This window comes from Acinetobacter sp. YH12134 (assembly GCF_013418555.1).
GTDB classification, from domain to species: Bacteria; Pseudomonadota; Gammaproteobacteria; order Pseudomonadales; family Moraxellaceae; genus Acinetobacter; species Acinetobacter indicus.
Genome location: NZ_VPBT01000003.1, coordinates 1 through 16,416, shown reverse-complemented (window position 1 = coordinate 16,416; position 16,416 = coordinate 1). Strand labels below are relative to the sequence as shown.

At 42.2% G+C, this 16,416-nt stretch carries 12 protein-coding genes and 1 pseudogene; 8 read left to right on the top strand and 5 right to left on the bottom strand.

The genetic code is table 11. The features are described 5' to 3' along the window. Positions 1-14: 14 nt before the first annotated feature. The 3 genes from FTU69_RS03015 to FTU69_RS03005 all read left to right on the top strand — a co-directional run bounded on the left by FTU69_RS03015 (position 15) and on the right by FTU69_RS03005 (position 5,066). On the top strand, positions 15-1,289 hold the full coding sequence (locus FTU69_RS03015; protein WP_168383318.1) for a GAF domain-containing sensor histidine kinase: 1,275 nt from the start codon (positions 15-17) through the stop codon (positions 1,287-1,289). A gap of 75 nt (positions 1,290-1,364) precedes the next feature. Then, entirely contained in the window at positions 1,365-4,115 is a 2,751-nt protein-coding gene (gene glnE / locus FTU69_RS03010) for a bifunctional [glutamate--ammonia ligase]-adenylyl-L-tyrosine phosphorylase/[glutamate--ammonia-ligase] adenylyltransferase (RefSeq protein ID WP_127800694.1), read from the top strand. Positions 4,116-4,139: 24 nt separating this feature from the next. Next, positions 4,140-5,066: a branched-chain amino acid transaminase gene (locus FTU69_RS03005; RefSeq protein ID WP_075174843.1), complete on the top strand. Its 927-nt coding sequence runs from the start codon at positions 4,140-4,142 to the stop codon at positions 5,064-5,066. 58 nt (positions 5,067-5,124) lie between these two features. On the opposite strand, the gene FTU69_RS03000 is transcribed toward FTU69_RS03005, so the two are convergent. Continuing rightward, a complete protein-coding gene (locus FTU69_RS03000; protein ID WP_180103463.1) occupies positions 5,125-6,294 on the bottom strand; it encodes a nucleotide sugar dehydrogenase in 1,170 nt (389 codons plus the stop codon). A gap of 162 nt (positions 6,295-6,456) precedes the next feature. Between FTU69_RS03000 and FTU69_RS02995 the strand changes: the two genes are divergently transcribed. From FTU69_RS02995 to FTU69_RS02985, 3 genes are read left to right on the top strand one after another with little or no spacing between them, the layout of a single operon-like run. Continuing rightward, complete coding sequence (locus FTU69_RS02995) at positions 6,457-7,227, top strand: glycosyltransferase (protein ID WP_075174841.1); 771 nt, start codon at positions 6,457-6,459, stop codon at positions 7,225-7,227. Between the two features lie 57 nt (positions 7,228-7,284). Next, positions 7,285-8,850 carry a glycosyltransferase family 2 protein gene (locus FTU69_RS02990; RefSeq protein ID WP_180103526.1) on the top strand — a complete coding sequence of 522 codons (1,566 nt, stop codon included), beginning with the start codon at positions 7,285-7,287 and terminating at the stop codon, positions 8,848-8,850. Positions 8,851-8,852: 2 nt separating this feature from the next. Beyond that, on the top strand, positions 8,853-9,830 hold the full coding sequence (locus FTU69_RS02985; protein WP_180103462.1) for a glycosyltransferase: 978 nt from the start codon (positions 8,853-8,855) through the stop codon (positions 9,828-9,830). 26 nt (positions 9,831-9,856) lie between these two features. Here the strand turns inward: FTU69_RS02985 and FTU69_RS02980 are convergent. Next, positions 9,857-10,821, bottom strand: a pseudogene (locus FTU69_RS02980) (glycosyltransferase family 4 protein). Positions 10,822-10,961: 140 nt separating this feature from the next. Here FTU69_RS02980 and FTU69_RS02975 point away from each other — a divergent pair. Continuing rightward, positions 10,962-11,726: a glycosyltransferase family 25 protein gene (locus FTU69_RS02975; RefSeq protein ID WP_180103460.1), complete on the top strand. Its 765-nt coding sequence runs from the start codon at positions 10,962-10,964 to the stop codon at positions 11,724-11,726. Between the two features lie 108 nt (positions 11,727-11,834). On the opposite strand, the gene FTU69_RS02970 is transcribed toward FTU69_RS02975, so the two are convergent. From FTU69_RS02970 to aspS, 3 genes are all read right to left on the bottom strand, one after another. Further along, positions 11,835-12,704: a lysophospholipid acyltransferase family protein gene (locus FTU69_RS02970; protein ID WP_180103459.1), complete on the bottom strand. Its 870-nt coding sequence runs from the start codon at positions 12,702-12,704 to the stop codon at positions 11,835-11,837. A gap of 23 nt (positions 12,705-12,727) precedes the next feature. Beyond that, the gene (locus FTU69_RS02965; RefSeq protein ID WP_005180031.1) at positions 12,728-12,946 is read right to left on the bottom strand and encodes a hypothetical protein; all 219 of its coding nucleotides are present in this window, start codon (positions 12,944-12,946) and stop codon (positions 12,728-12,730) included. Positions 12,947-13,057: 111 nt separating this feature from the next. Beyond that, on the bottom strand, positions 13,058-14,842 hold the full coding sequence (aspS, locus tag FTU69_RS02960; protein WP_104473612.1) for an aspartate--tRNA ligase: 1,785 nt from the start codon (positions 14,840-14,842) through the stop codon (positions 13,058-13,060). A 217-nt stretch (positions 14,843-15,059) separates the two neighbouring features. On the opposite strand from aspS, the gene FTU69_RS02955 reads away from it, so the two are divergent. Next, complete coding sequence (locus tag FTU69_RS02955; RefSeq protein WP_180103458.1) at positions 15,060-16,307, top strand: O-antigen ligase family protein; 1,248 nt, start codon at positions 15,060-15,062, stop codon at positions 16,305-16,307. Positions 16,308-16,416 lie beyond the last annotated feature (109 nt).

Below are 16,416 nucleotides of genomic sequence, written 5' to 3'. Positions count from 1 at the left end.
CGGATGAGGCAGATATGAAGTTGCAGTTGCTTGAAATAGGTTCAGAAACTGAACAGCTGAGTTCATGCAGGTTGTCTCTGTTATTGGGGGTATTTACTGCCACCAATCAGATTGAGCGTTTTTTATCATCTGCCCGTAAAATTTTAGGGGTAGAGCGTTCCGCACTGGCCTTCGAGGGCGAACCCTATTTATGGTATGCTCATCAGGACTGTTTTAAAGCCTTTATTGCACCCGATCATATCCAGATTGTCGAACTGTTTGATGGTCAGGACTGCATTCATACCGAGCATCCTCACTATATACAACTGGTTGAGCGTATTGGCTCTTTAGGCGTAGAAGCAAAACGCTTTATGGCCTTTGATCTGAAAATGTCCGATGGTCGTTCGATTGGACAAATCCTGTTTTTCGACCAGAACGAGCAGCCTTTTTCGCTACAGGCGATTGAAATTCTCAGTGATCTGGCCACTAACCTGGTGAATTATCTGGAGTTAAAAGCCGAGCATGCTGAACTAAAAGAAATGTATGAGCAGCAGGCCGCGCTGAATTTTAGTAAAACCAAGTTTTTCCAGATTATTGCGCATGACTTGAGAGCGCCGTTTCATGGCCTGCTCGGTTTTTCCGAAGTTCTGGCGCAAGAACGCGAAACGCTGGATGATTCCAGTGTGCAAAATATTGCCGACTATTTATATGATACTGCGCAATCGACCTATAACCTGCTGGAAAGCTTGTTGAACTGGGCTATGGCAGAAGGCGGCCGCTTTATCTATCATCCAATTAACTTCAAGCTGCAACAGTCGTCGAAAATTGTCTGCGATGTCCTGAACAGTCTGGCGGTGAAAAAGAATATTCAGCTGATTAACCAGATTGATGATGATATTAAAGTCTATGCCGACATTAATATGATTACTTCGGTTATCCAGAACCTGGTGTCGAATGCGCTAAAATTCACCCCGACAGATGGTACCGGCAAGGTGACTTTACGCGCCGAACAGGCAGACGATGGCGTACACATCTATATTCAGGATACCGGCCTGGGCATGAGCCAGTCGCAAATGGATCAGCTGTTCCAGGCTGCGGTCACGGCCAGTAGTAAAGGTACGGCGGGTGAAAAAGGTACCGGTCTGGGCCTGGTACTGTGTAAACGTTTTGTCGACCTGAACAAAGGTGAAATTGTGGTGGAATCCAATGAAGGCGAAGGAACCACCTTTATTGTGACCTTGCCGCAGGCCACCAGCGCGCATCAGGCTTTAATGCCGGAGGATATACAGTTCGAAAAAGTAAAAATGTAGAAAACGCAATTTTCTTTTCCCCTCTAGCCAGACTCCTGATATAACTAGAAAAAACAGTCAGCTTTGGGTGTGTGAATGAATACGGAACAATTGCGCAAAACCTTAGGTGCCAGCCAATATGCAGAACAGGTATTGGCCAAGCACCAACCCCTCTTAGAACAAGATTATGCAGTTGACCGGTTTTTAACCCCTTTAAGCACCCAGCAGATTCAGCACACCGTGCAAACGACCTTGCAGGATATTCAGGATGAAACCGAGTGGATGCGTAGTCTGCGGATTTTACGTGCCCGGCTGATGTTTCGCTGGATCTGGCAAGATGCCAACCAGTTAACCGATGTGGTCACCCTGACCCGTGAACTGTCCGATTTCGCCGATGTCTGTGTAACAGCAGCCAAAGATTTTGCCCGGGCTCCCTTGGTGGCCAAGCATGGCGAGCCGGTGGGCTATAACGGTAAAGTACAGGACCTGATTGTGATTGCCATGGGTAAACATGGCGCGCAGGAACTGAATTTATCCAGCGATATTGACCTGATTTTTGCCTTCGATGAGCAGGGCGAAACCAACGGTCGTAAATGTATTGATGTGCAGCAGTTCTGTATTTTATGGGGACAGAAACTGATTTATCTGCTCGACCATATCACCGCCGATGGCTTTGTGTTCCGGGTCGATATGCGCCTGCGTCCCTGGGGCGACGGTTCGGCACTGGCGATTAGCCATGTGGCGCTGGAAAAATATTTAAGCCAGCACGGCCGTGAATGGGAACGCTATGCCTGGATCAAGGCACGCATTGTCACCGGAGGCAAAGAAGGGGATGAACTGCTGGAGATGACCCGGCCGTTCGTGTTCCGCAAATATGTCGATTACACCGCCTTTGAAGCCATGCGTGAAATGAAGGCCATGATTGAGCGCGAAGTGCAGCGCCGTCATCTGGAAGATGATATTAAACTCGGTGCTGGCGGGATTCGTGAAGTTGAATTTATTGTGCAGGTGTTCCAACTGATTTATGGCGGGTCCAAGCTGGAGCTGCAAGACCGGCAATGTCTGGTCAGCCTGAATCATCTGGATGAAGCTGAATTGCTGGACAGCAAAGCCGTGGCCGAGCTGGAAGATGCCTATTTATTTCTGCGCCGGGTTGAACATGCGATTCAGGCGCTGAATGACCAGCAAACCCAGTCCTTACCGACCGAGCCAGAATTGCGTCAGCGTCTGATCAGCACTTTAGGTTTTGCGAGCTGGCCAGATTTTATGGCTTTTCTAGATGAAAAACGCGCCAAGGTCATCTATCAGTTTGAGCATTTAATTAAAGAAAAAGAACCTGATCCGCTGGTCGAAAGTTTTAGCCAGCTGGAACAGCGCCTGAATGAAGTGCTGGATGATCAGGCCAAAAATCTGGTGCATGAATTCTGGTATGGACATGCGCTGAAAAAATTACCGGCCAAAGCGGTACAGCGTCTGAAAACCTTCTGGCCGCATCTGGTCGAAGCAGTGTTGCAGTCAGATATGCCGCAAGTTGCGCTGGTACGGTTGATGCCGTTGGTGGAATCGGTAATGCGCCGTACCGTGTATCTGGTGATGCTGATTGAAAGCAAAGGCGCATTGCAACGTCTGGTAAAAATGGCCACCGTCAGTCCATGGATTTGTGAAGAGCTGACCCATTATCCGGTGCTGCTGGATGAATTTCTGTCGATGGATTTTGAATTGCCGAAACGTCAGGATCTGGAAGATTCCTTGCGTCAGCAATTGCTGCGGATTGAGGTCGATCAGGTCGAAGACCAGATGCGGGTACTGCGCCTGTTTAAAAAATCCAATGTACTGGCAGTGGCAGCCAGTGATGTGCTGGCCGAAAGTCCGCTGATGAAAGTTTCTGATGCGCTCACCGATATTGCCGAAGTGTCAGTCAATGCTGCCTTGCATCTGGCTTATCAGATTACCGCGAAAAAACATGGTTTCCCGCTCGATGCCGAAGGTCAGCGCTGTACGCTGGATCATATGGCTTTTACCGTGATTGGTTATGGCAAGGTGGGCGGGATTGAACTCGGTTATGGCTCGGATCTGGATCTGGTCTTTATTCATTATATGGATGAACAGGCCGATACCGACGGGCTCAAACCCATCAGCGGTTTTGAGTTTGCGATGCGGGTGGGGCAAAAGTTTGTGTCATTGATGACCACTCAGACTTTAGATGGCCGCGTTTATGAAGTCGATACCCGGTTACGTCCGTCTGGGGAAGCAGGATTACTGGTCACCAGCCTGAAAGCCTTTGAGCATTATCAGCTAAAAAGTGCCTGGCTGTGGGAGCATCAGGCGCTGGTACGCGCGCGCAGTATTGCCGGTGAACGCTGCCTTCGGGACAAGTTCGAGCAGCTACGCTGCCGGATTCTGACCCAGCCACGTGAACAGGCGCATGTGCGTGCTGAAGTGCTGAAAATGCGCCAGAAGATGAAAGACCATCTCGGTTCATCAAATGAGCAAAAAAAAGATGGAATTTTTCATTTAAAACAGGATGCAGGTGGTATCGTTGATATCGAATTTATGGCACAGTATGCGGTGTTAGCGTGGAGTGGGACGAATAAAGATCTCGCCCATTACTCCGACAATGTACGAATCCTTGAGGATGCCGCAAAGACAGGTTGCTTATCCAGCAACGATGCGACTGCTCTGATTCAAGCTTATCTCCGTGAACGCGCAGAGAGCCACCGCTTAGCCCTTGCAAATCAATCCATGCAAGTGTCTGCAAGCGACTGGCACGATACCCGAATGACCGTTTGCAAGTTATGGCAAAGACTGATTGATCCAGCTGCAGCATTTGCGCTGGAGAGTGAATAATTGTGAAAAATTGGAGTTTATGGCATGAATTTGGCTGATCGTGATGGTTTTATTTGGCAAGATGGACAACTGGTTGACTGGCGTGAGGCCAAAACTCACGTGTTGACCCATACCCTGCATTACAGCATGGGTGTGTTTGAAGGTGTCCGTGCCTATGAAACCCCGAATGGAACGGCTATTTTCCGTCTAAAAGAGCACACAAAGCGTTTGTTAAATTCTGCGAAAATTTATCAAATGAAAGTGCCGTTTGATCAGGCAACTTTAGAGCAAGCACAAATTGATGTGGTGCGTGAAAATAAACTGGCATCTTGCTATTTACGTCCAATCATCTTTATTGGTTCTGAAAAACTCGGTATTGCGGCAACAGACAACACTATTCATGCCGTGGTTGCAGCGTGGAGCTGGGGTGCTTACCTGGGTGAAGAGGCAATGGCGAAGGGTATTCGCGTAAAAACCTCATCATTTACTCACCATCATCCAAACGTGACCATGTGTAAAGCCAAAGCGTCTGGTAACTATACGCTGTCGATTCTGGCCCATCAGGAAGTGGCGCATTCAGGTTATGACGAAGCGATGCTGCTGGATCCACAAGGTTATGTGTGTCAAGGTTCGGGCGAAAACGTATTCCTGGTTAAAGATGGTGTGATTCATACACCGGATATCGCTGGTGGTGCGCTGGATGGGATTACCCGTCAATCGATTATTACCATTGCTAAAGACTTGGGTTATGAGGTGGTTGAGCGCCGTATTACTCGTGATGAATTCTATATTGCCGATGAAGCCTTCTTTACGGGTACGGCTGCAGAAGTAACGCCTATCCGTGAATACGATGACCGTCAGATTGGTGAAGGTGTCCGTGGTCCAATCACCACGCAAATCCAGAAAGCCTACTTTGATGCAGTGCAGGGCAAAGACCCGAAATATGCACACTGGTTAACTTATGTAAAATAAGTGCAAACTGTAAAAAAGGACTCAGCTGAGTCCTTTTTTATTGGCTGGGAAAATGTTCTTAATCATCCATACCAAAAATATCGCGGCTATAGACTTTCTCCAGCACATCCGCCAGCTCATCGGATTGACGGTTGGCAACAATCACATCGCTATAGTGTTTAAATTCATTCAGATCCTGCATAACTTTGGAGTGAAAGAATTCATCTTCCTGCAAGGTCGGCTCGTAAATCACCACTTCCACGCCACGGCCTTTGATGCGTTTCATCACCCCCTGAATGGCCGATGCTCTGAAGTTGTCTGAACCACTTTTCATGACCAGACGGTAAATACCGACCACTTTCGGGTTGCGTTGCAGGACGGACTGGGCAATAAAATCTTTACGGGTGACATTGGCATCGACAATGGCCTGAATTAAATTGCTTGGTACATTGTGATAGTTGGCCAGCAACTGTTTGGTGTCTTTCGGCAGGCAGTAGCCGCCGTAGCCAAAGGACGGATTGTTATAATATTTGCCAATCCGCTGATCCAGACAGACGCCGTCAATAATCTGTCGGGTATCCAGCTGAAACAGCTGTGCATAGGTGTCCAGTTCATTGAAATAGGCCACGCGCATGGCCAGGTAGGTATTGGCAAACAGTTTGATGGCTTCTGCTTCGGTGGAACCGGTAAAAAGCACCGGGCAGTCTTTTTTGATGGCACCTTCGAGTAGCATATCGGCAAAGAGTCGGGCACGCTCTGACTGCTCTCCGACAATAATCCGTGAGGGATACAGGTTGTCGTGCAGGGCTTTGCCTTCACGTAAAAACTCCGGTGAAAAAATGATGTTGCCGCTGCGATATTTCTGTTTGATTTTTTCAGTAAATCCGACCGGAACGGTGGATTTGATGATCATGGTGGCGCAGGGATTAATTGACAGTACATCCTGAATCACGCTTTCAACACTGTCGGTATTAAAATAATTGGTCTGCGGGTCGTAATCGGTAGGCGTGGCGATAATCACATAATCAGCATCCTGATAGGCATCGGCCTGATGCAGGGTGGCTTTAAAATTCAGGTCTTTATTTTTCAGGAAGTCGCTAATTTCAGGGTCTTGTAGGGGAGAAATGCCATAATTCAGCAGTTCGACTTTTTCAGGAATGATATCGAGCGCCACCACTTTATGCTGCTGCGCAAAAATCATGGCATTGGAAAGGCCAACATAGCCGGTACCGACAATACTAATTTTCATAATCTATTGTTGTTCTGCGATGAGTTCTAATCTGCATCTTGAATGTGCAAGTTCGATGACGCTTTTCTGACAGTTATTTTGCAGTGGCTTTTCTTTGCAGCCATTCTGCTAATTTGTAACTCTGTGATATGATGGCGCCATTGCTCAGGTGGATCATGCGGCATGGCTTTACATGAAACAGAGATGAACTCTCAATCTTCTTTAATGCAGGAACAGAATGTTGTTCTGTGCATGAAATGGGGAACCAAATACGGTTCGGAATACGTTAACCGTTTGTACAATATGGTCAAACGCCATACCACAGTCGACTTTAAAATGGTCTGCCTGACTGACCGTACTGAAGGCATTAATCCGGAAGTAGAATGTTTTCCGATCCCGCCGCTGGCTTTGCCAGAAGGTGCGCCTGAGCGTGGCTGGAACAAGCTGTCGACGTTTGAGCCAGATTTATATGGCTTGACAGGCAATGCGCTATTTCTGGATTTAGATGTGGTCATTGTCGACAATATCGACGCATTTTTTACCCATCCGGGTGATTTTCTGATTATTCATGACTGGAAACGTCCATGGCGAATTACCGGCAACAGTTCGGTCTATCGTTTTAAACTGGGGGCTTTCCCAGGATTATTGCCGTATTTCCGTGAGCATTTTGATGAGATCCGTCAGAAATTCCGTAATGAGCAGGCGTATTTGTCCTGGTATGTCGATCAGGAGAAAAAATTAAGCTACTGGCCAGAGAGCTGGTGTAAAAGCTATAAATATCATTGTCTGCAAAAGATTCCGATGGCCTATTTTAAGCCGCCAGTGAAACCGGAAGGTGCCAAAATTATTATTTTCCATGGGGAAATTAATCCACCAGATGCAATTCATGGCGGTGGAGGAAAATGGTATCGCTATGTGTTGCCATCGGATTGGATTAAAGAGGCTTGGCAGTAATTGAAGCAACATCCTGCATTAAATCATACAGCGCGACCATATCGCTTAAGTGTGGTCATGATTGTTAAGAACGAAGCAAAAAACTTAGAATTATCGTTACCCGCATTAAAAGGCTGGATTGATGAGTTAATTGTACTGGATTCTGGAAGCACAGATCATAGTCGACAACTGGTGGAAGACGCTGGGGGACAATGGTTTGAAAATCTAAATTGGCCAGGGTTTGGAAAACAGCGTCAACTTGCACAGTCTTATGCTACAGGTGAATGGATTCTTGCTTTGGATGCAGATGAAGTGGTTACACAGCAGCTACAGCAGAGTATTTTAAAAGCAATTCAACAGCCGCCTTTAGATACAGTTTTTGGAATTAAGCGTTTGGATTGCATATTTGGTCATCAAATTGATAATGCTTATTGGCCAGTGAAGGCGCATTGGCGCTTATTTCCAAAAGACTATCAGTATGATGATAATCTTGTTCATGAGTCAGTTGTTTTAAATGGGGCTAAAACAGAGAAGCTGCAAGGTTTTCTTTTGCATCAAACCGCACCTACACCTAAATTTTGGCTAGAAAAGCGTTTAGATTATGCGAAAGCATGGGCTGTCGATCGTGAGCAACGAGGGAAAACAGTTGGTATTTGGGGGGTGTTTTTTCATACGTTCTGGGCGTTTATTAAACAATACCTGATTGATGGCCGCTTCTTAATGGGTCAGTATGGATTCATTTACTCTCTGTTATTTACACAGTATACCTTTAATAAATATGCAATTTTATATGATTTGAAGAATAATCATGCTTTGGCAACTTTTAATCAGTCACTAGAAAATATTAAAAAGCTTCAGCCAGTTGACCAATCTGAGAAAAAATCGACTGTTTCATTGGTGATGATTGCAAAGAATGAGTCGAAACATTTAGCTGCATGTTTAGCGACAGTGCATGACCTTGTTGATGAGATTATTATTCTTGATTCTGGCAGTACAGATCAGACCGAAGAGATTGCCAAGCGATTCGGGGTAAAATGGTATGTTAACTGTGAGTGGAAAGGATTTGGTATTCAGCGCCAGATAGCACAAAGTTATGCTACTCAGGACTATGTACTTGTTCTGGATCCAGATGAGCGACTTGATCAGGCCCTTCGGGAGTCGATTGTTGAGGTGCTAAAGCATCCACTTCAAACGGATAAAGTTTTTAGCTTGGCGCGTGTTAATCAGTTCTGTGGTGTTGAAGTGCAAAAACGTTTTTGGTATGCAGACAGATTAGCACGGTTATATGCCAATAAGTCTTTTCAATACTCATCTTTGGAGGTTCATGAATCTTTAGATCAGAAGAATGTGCCTGCTGTAAAATTAAATGGTTATTTAGAGCACTTAACCAACGATGATTTACACCATTTTCTAGTGAAAAATATTCGCTATAGTCATGATTGGGCATCGGATAAATTTAAGCATGGTAAAAAAATAGGTTTATTTGCAGCTGTATTGCGTGGCATTTTCTCTTTTATACGAGAATATATCATCCGTGGTGACTTTTTGGGCGGGGCGTATGGTTATTTATTAGCAATGGCATCTATGGGGTATACACTAGATAAATATTTAATGTTATGGCAGATGAATAAAGAGAAGAAATAATAATGAATATTTTAATTGCCAATATGTCACCTATTCCAGTATATGCATATGGGGGGACAGAGCGAGTAATTTGGGACTTGGCGAAAGAGCTTGTTAAATTAGGGCATCAAATTACGTTTCTAGTTCCAAAGGGGTCACATTGTGATTTTGCTAAAGTCATTGAAATAGATACTAATCTAACAATAAATCAGCAAATACCAGATAATATTGATGTCGCTCATCTACAGTTTCAGCCTAAGAATGAAAAAATTGATGTACCTTACGTCGTGACAGAGCATGGTAATGCGCAACTGAATGAGCGTTTAGATCAAAACACTATTTTTGTTTCTCGTGATCACGCACAACGTCACAAGTCAGACGCTTATGTGTTAAATGGTTTGGATTGGTCTAATTATGGTGACGTGGATTGGAAGCGGCCACGAAACTATTACCACTTTTTAGGCAAAGCCGCTTGGCGTTTGAAAAATGTTAAGGGTGCCATTTATGTGGCAAAAAAAGCCAAACAGCAATTACATGTATTAGGGGGGGATCGTTTTAATTTTAAGCGTGGTTTGCGTTTAACATTTTCTCCGCAAATTAAATTTCATGGGATGGTGGGTGGTCAAGAAAAGCTTTCACTGTTAAATGGTTCCAAGGGGTTAATATTCCCTGTGCGTTGGCACGAACCTTTTGGTTTGGCAATTATTGAAAGTATGTATTTTGGGTGCCCAGTATTTTCTACGCCATATGGTGCCATTTCTGAACTAGTTCCATTTGAATGTGGTGTACTGTCAAATAATGCTGATCTGTTAATTGAAGCAATTAATACGCAAAAATTTGACCCAATATATTGTCAGCAACATGTTGTAGAAAATTTTAATGCTGAAAAAATGGCACAGGGTTATTTAGAAAAATATGCGCAGGTGATACAAGGAAAAGTATTAAATCAGCATCTACCTTATTTAATGAATGAATGCCAAAATCTTGAATGGCAACAATAACGCGTGTGTTTAGAAGAACAGAGGAACTATTCTTCTAAACTGAGGGCATTATCTAAATGACCTGAACAATATGGTGGTTGCTCATGTAAAGGATAGCCATTTAAAACTTGTTCATAATAGGATATGTATTCTTTACTCATTACGAGATGGTTAAATTGGTCTCTTGCATATTCATGACAAGCTTTTCGACTGAATTGATCAATATTTTTTAAAGCTTCAATCATTTGAGTTTTGCTTGAAGTACTGAGGCCAACTTCAGGAATAATAAGTTCGGGTACAGAACCGTGATGGCTACCAATAACAGGACAGCCTAAGTATAGACTTTCAATCATTGCTAGTCCAAAAGCTTCATGGATTAAGACTGGGAATATCAGAGCTTGTGAATCTCGAATCACAGTATTTTTTTCTTCACCGCCAATCATGCCGTGAAAGGTAAGATCTTTCCCTGTATAAAAGTAAGGTTGATATTTACCATTGCGTTTCCATTTTAGGCTGAGACGATTGCTTCCAAGTATGTGTAAGGGTTTATTGGCTTTACGTGCAATTTCAACACTATCTTTCAGATTTTTGTCACGATATTTTGCATTGGCTAAAAAGTGGATATAGTTTTTAGGTTTGCCTAAGTTAGGTTGTCCGTAATCATCCCAATATAAACCATTATAGACAAAGGCTTGGGCACCACTACGCTCAGCGTGTCTTTTTCCTAAGAAAATAGTATTTTGCGGGAATGTTTTTGGTGTTAATTGCTGATTATGTGTTGTACATACATAAGGAGTTTGAATATCACCTTCAAATAAAAAATGAAAATGAATGATATCAGCCCAGCCTTCAACTTGCGCTTCTAATTTTTTTGAAGGAGCGAATGTCAGTGCATCTGGATGGGTATTTGAGCTTTTGGTCATAAATTTTACTTCATGTCCAAGTTGCTTTTGTCCTAAATATAAGGCCCATAAGTCACGCTCAGCTCCTCCATATTTTGGTAGGGCAGCATAAGGGCTAATAGAATATGTAGGATTTTATTAATATAGAGGTTTATTCAAAACTGCTAAAATGGCAGGATAGGTTGTGAATTTCCAATAATATTTTTGCTATAATGACATCATAATTGGCAAGTTTTTTTTGGTATTGATTTTGAAAAATTTTGTTATTAGTCTCTCTTCAGCATTAGAGCGTAGACATCACATTACACAGGTTTTTAATGAACAAGGTATTGATTTTGAATTTTTTGATGCGATAACACCAGAGAAAGCTTATGATTTAAAAGAAAAATATTTTCCAGAATGTTGCTCAGATAATATTAGTGCTGCAGAATTAGCATGTGCGATGAGTCATATAGCAGTTTGGTTGCATGCCAAAGAGCTAGGTTTGAAATATGTAGCAATATTTGAAGATGATATATATTTAGGGGGAAATGCAAACTTATTTCTAAATTGTAGTAATTGGATTCCTAAAAATATAGATGCTATTAAATTAGAGACATTTCTTACTAAAATTTTTTTAGGTGATTCTGCAGGTAATATACATAATAGAAGTTTATATCAATTAAAGCACTTTCATTTTGGCGGAGCGGGATATATTTTATCTTTAAAAGCTATTGATTGTTTACTTGCTGAAATAAAAATGAAGAAAAATATTTTGCCTATTGATTGGGTGCTATTTTATAACCCTATTTATGATAATTGCATTAAAGTTTACCAACTAAGCCCAGCTTTATGTATTCAAGATAAAGTAAAAAATAAGGAGATAACTTTTGAGAGTTCTTTGGAAGAGGGCCGAGTTCAATTTGAGGCACCAAAAATTAAGGTGAAGTTTATCGATAAAATTAAAAGAGAACTGATACGCTTAATTAAGCAAGTAAAAGGTTTGTTTTTCTCGAGAATTGTTTATTTTAAATGATAGCGTAGGAAAAAATTAAAATTTTAAATAAGTGGTCGAAAATGTATGTAAAAAATTTCAATGAGAATGAATGGTGAGGTCAAATTTTAATTAAAAGTTAGTATTGAGCTAAAGCATATTATATAAATTCCTGCCACCCTCACTCTTCCTAAACCTCTTATATCCCCACAAATACTGTTCTGGAGCGACATTAATCATGCGCTCCATTTCTTTATTCAGCGTATCGACTGAAAGCTGCAAATCTTTGGCATTAATCTCTGCAGATAAGGTCTGCACATGCAGCTCAAAGCCACTTAAATCTTCACGGCGTAAACAGCTTAAACCAATCACTGAACACTGGGTCTTGGCTGCCAGTTTAGAGAGCAGGGTAGAGGAAAGCGCATTTTGACCAAAGAAAGGTGAGTAAATACCCCCCGACTCTTTAGGTACATGATCGGGTAAAATCGCGGCAAATCCACCTTGTTTCAAATGTTTAAATAAGGCACGTACCCCCGTTTCATCGGTGGGTACCAATGTGGCATTAAGACGCTGGCGTGCTTCCAGCATAAACCGGTCTACATCCGGATTTTTGCTCGGTTTATACATAATGACCGGTGCGGTATGTAAATTCACCCAGGCATTCATCAATTCCCAGGTGCCAAAATGCGGCACCACTGCCAACGTCCCATTCGGGTTTTGCAGGGCGTCTAAAAAAATATCTTCTCCATGCACGACCTTGATCTGTTCAAGGGCAAACTCCGGTGCAGAACCCCAAATCTTGACCGATTCTGCATAGGTCATACATTGGCTTTTTAGGCTGCGCCGCGTGAGCTGATCCCGTTCCGATTCGGATAACTCCGGATAAGCCGACTTTAAATTAATTTCGGTCACGCGTCGGGCAGAAGAATTACTCACATACAGCAACCAGCCTACAGATCGGGCGGTGACCTGAATCAAGCGCAGAGGGAGTCTGGAGAAATTTTTAAGAAGGGAATACATGAATCAAGCAAGAGTCCGCACAATTATGGTCGATCGGCATTGCCTTTTAAGACCATATAAATCAGTCCGACAAAAATCAGCAAGGCGCCGATAATACTACTCAGGCTGAAATACACAATACGGTCATTGGTATCAAGCGCAAACAGGTTATTCGCCAAGATATAACGCATGAACAGCCATTGTACAATCGAAAAGACAATGAGCATGATGCCACGGTTACGTACTGCAGGACGCATTGCCATCGCTGAATCACCTAAGAATGAAAACTGCAGTTATTATGCCATTGCTCGGCAGTGATCTCAATGTAATAAAAAAGCCCCGCAAGTGCAGGGCTTCTTTAGAATGACAAGCTATTATTCTTGAGATTCCGCTTTTGGTTTTTCACGTAAGCGAATACCCAAATCACGCAGTTGAGTAGCTTCAACTGGTGCTGGTGCTTGAGTCAATGGACATTCAGCAGTCTTGGTTTTCGGGAATGCAATCACATCACGAATAGACGCACCGCCAGTCATCAGCATCACTAAACGGTCCAGACCGAATGCTAGACCACCGTGTGGAGGCGCACCGTAACGTAAAGCATTTAGTAAGAAGCTGAATTTCTCTTCAGCTTCTTCTTCACCAATACCTAAAGCTTCAAAGATGGCTTTTTGCATTTCCAGGTTGTGAATACGCAGTGAACCACCACCGATTTCAGTGCCGTTCAATACCATATCGTAAGCGACAGACAGCGCAGCACCCGGGTTGTTCTTCACGTCTTCAACGCTTGATTTTGGCAGCGTGAATGGGTGATGCACAGAAGTCCATTTGCCATCATCAGTTTCTTCGAACATTGGGAAGTCAACCACCCAAAGCGGAGCCCATTCGCACGTCGAAAGATTCATGTCATGACCAATCTTGACACGAAGCGCGCCCATTGCATCATTTACAACTTTGGCTTTATCTGCACCAAAGAAGACGATGTCGCCATTTTCAGCACCAACGCGTTTTAAGAGATCCAGCACGATTGGCTCGATAAATTTCACGATTGGTGATTGCAGGCCTTCGATACCTTTTTCAAGTTCGTTCACCTTGATATACGCCAGACCTTTGGCACCGTAGATGCCCACGAATTTGGTGTATTCATCAATTGCACTACGTGGCAGTGAACCTGCACCTGGAACGCGAAGTGCCACAATACGGCCTTTTGGATCTTTGGCAGGGCCAGCGAATACCTTGAACTCAACGTCTTGCATTAAATCTGCAACATCAATCAGTTTCAACGGAATACGCAGGTCCGGTTTGTCGGATGCATAGTCACGCATCGCATCGGCATAGGTCATACGCGGGAATTTGTCGAATTCAACGTTTAGAAGTTCTTTGAACATCTTCACGGTCAAACGTTCCATCAGATCCATGATGTCATCATCGCTCATGAACGATGTTTCAACGTCGATCTGGGTGAATTCTGGCTGACGGTCCGCACGTAAGTCTTCGTCACGGAAACATTTGGCGATTTGGTAATAACGGTCAATACCACCCACCATCAATAACTGTTTGAACAGCTGTGGTGATTGTGGCAGTGCGTAGAAGCTACCGTTAGATACACGACTTGGAACCAGATAGTCACGTGCACCTTCAGGCGTTGCACGAGTCAAAATTGGAGTTTCAACGTCTAGGAAACCGTTGTCTTCGAAGTAGTTACGAATCAGGTTGGTCAGTTTAGAACGGAAACGTAAACGCTCTAACATTTCTGGACGACGGATGTCCAGGAAGCGGTATTTCAGACGGATTTCTTCAGAAATATTGGTGTTTTCATCATTCAGTGGGAATGGCGGCGTTTCAGATTGAGCCAGCACTTCAATTTCTTTGCCCAATACTTCAATCTGGCCACTGACCATATTGGCATTTTCAGTACCCGCATAACGGCGGCGTACACGGCCTGTAATTTTTAATACGAATTCAGAACGAGCTTTATCTGCTGTGGCAAACGCTTCTGGGGTATCCGGGTCGATAACCACTTGTACCAGACCATCACGGTCACGCATATCCAGGAAGATCACACCACCGTGGTCACGGCGACGATGTACCCAACCACACAAGGTTACGGTTTGGTCGATTTGAGCTTCGGTTAAAGAACCGCAGTAATGAGTTCGCATCATAGCGTAAAAAATCCAACTATATGGGTTAATGACAGCGCATACGTAAACAGCGTACCGCTTGAAGTAAATGTTGGATTATGCCTCTTTGCAGGTTTTGTCACAAGAACTTCACTATGAAAAAACATAAACCATTGATTTTTTAAAGTTGAATCTTAGAAAAAAAAGCAGGATATGAAATAATAATGAATAATTTTTAGAATTTTGATCTGGGGTAGATGTGGAGTTGGTTTTAAGGAATAAGTCTTTCTATCTTATTCTATTGATATTTTGTGCGTTATTAATTCAAGCTGTATTCGATAAAGGGGCTGATGTTTACTACTATTCGGTTCTTATCCTTATCTTGGGGTTTCTTTCAACTAAGTATCAGAAAATTAAGATAGATTTACATATATTGGTTTTTTGTTTATCTGGTTTTATTTTTCTTACTTTAAGTTATTGGCTGTTGGGACGATTTGATGAAATTCCTGTTAGATTGATAGAAACCTATACAAAAATAGCAAATCAATATTTTTGGGTTATCCCTCTTCTTTTCCTTCCTTACCTTATTGTCTTTTTCAATCAAGGGGAAAAGTATATTTTTGAACCTTTAATTTTCTTTATCAGCTTTATATTTATTTATACTTTCTATAATAGTTTTATTTTAGATTTTAATAGAGGTTTATTAAGTCAATTTTTTAATCCTATTATTATTTTTGATATAACTTTTATATCATTAGCTTTTTTTGCTTTGTTTTATTCTTTTCTTAAGGAAGGGGTTGTTAGTTACTTTTATTTAGTTTTATGCTTGTTGTTAATTTTTGTTTTGATTTTACATGGTACACGAGGAACTTGGATTGGATTACCGCTTGTATTAATTGCTTATACTTTGCATTTTTATAAATATAAGATAAAGAAAGTTATACTAATGCTTAGCTTAAGTCTCTCATTTATTTTAATAAATATAGTGTGGGATAGCTCTCCTATCAAAAATAGATTACAGCAGTTTTCTGCGGATACGGTTCAATTGGCTGAGAATAATTATAAAACAAGTAGTGGTGTCAGAATTTTCCTATGGAAAGAGTCTTTAGAAATTTTTGAAAATAACCAAATTATTGGAGTTGGTGGCTATGGAATTGAAGCGCATAATTGTGAGCTAAAAGAAAGTGGTCAGCTACCGACATGCTTTCAACATATGCATAATATTTTTTTTCATGAATTGGCTGCACATGGCATCTTAGGGTTATTGGGTCTGGTGCTTATTTATGGATCAATTTTACTATTCTTTATTAAGAAATTCCTACGCTACTTTTCTAATTTTGAGTTAAGAGGATATGCTCTTTTAGGTATTATTTATGTGGTTTATTATCTGATTTGTGGTTTAACAGAGTATTACTTATTTTTTGTTCTACCTGTTTATATTCACTACTTTATTATTTTACTGATTGTTGGGTTTATCTTTAGAAAAGAAGGGCAGAGTAAAACTTGAAGTGCGACATAAACCACCTAATTAATTTAAAGGGTTTATGGAGTATATAAAATTGTCATACCATCATCTTAACTTTGAAGATCGTACTGCATTAATGCTTGAGTCAAGA

What these genes read in the sequence shown, in the direction of transcription:
- FTU69_RS03015 (WP_168383318.1), top strand. Translation starts at nt 15, where the DNA reads ATGAAGTTGCAGTTGCTTGAAATAGGTTCAGAAACTGAACAGCTGAGT.
- glnE (WP_127800694.1), top strand. Translation starts at nt 1,365, where the DNA reads ATGAATACGGAACAATTGCGCAAAACCTTAGGTGCCAGCCAATATGCA.
- FTU69_RS03005 (WP_075174843.1), top strand. Translation starts at nt 4,140, where the DNA reads ATGAATTTGGCTGATCGTGATGGTTTTATTTGGCAAGATGGACAACTG.
- FTU69_RS03000 (WP_180103463.1), bottom strand. Translation starts at nt 6,294, where the DNA reads ATGAAAATTAGTATTGTCGGTACCGGCTATGTTGGCCTTTCCAATGCC.
- FTU69_RS02995 (WP_075174841.1), top strand. Translation starts at nt 6,457, where the DNA reads ATGGCTTTACATGAAACAGAGATGAACTCTCAATCTTCTTTAATGCAG.
- FTU69_RS02990 (WP_180103526.1), top strand. Translation starts at nt 7,285, where the DNA reads ATGATTGTTAAGAACGAAGCAAAAAACTTAGAATTATCGTTACCCGCA.
- FTU69_RS02985 (WP_180103462.1), top strand. Translation starts at nt 8,853, where the DNA reads ATGAATATTTTAATTGCCAATATGTCACCTATTCCAGTATATGCATAT.
- FTU69_RS02970 (WP_180103459.1), bottom strand. Translation starts at nt 12,704, where the DNA reads ATGTATTCCCTTCTTAAAAATTTCTCCAGACTCCCTCTGCGCTTGATT.
- FTU69_RS02965 (WP_005180031.1), bottom strand. Translation starts at nt 12,946, where the DNA reads ATGGCAATGCGTCCTGCAGTACGTAACCGTGGCATCATGCTCATTGTC.
- aspS (WP_104473612.1), bottom strand. Translation starts at nt 14,842, where the DNA reads ATGATGCGAACTCATTACTGCGGTTCTTTAACCGAAGCTCAAATCGAC.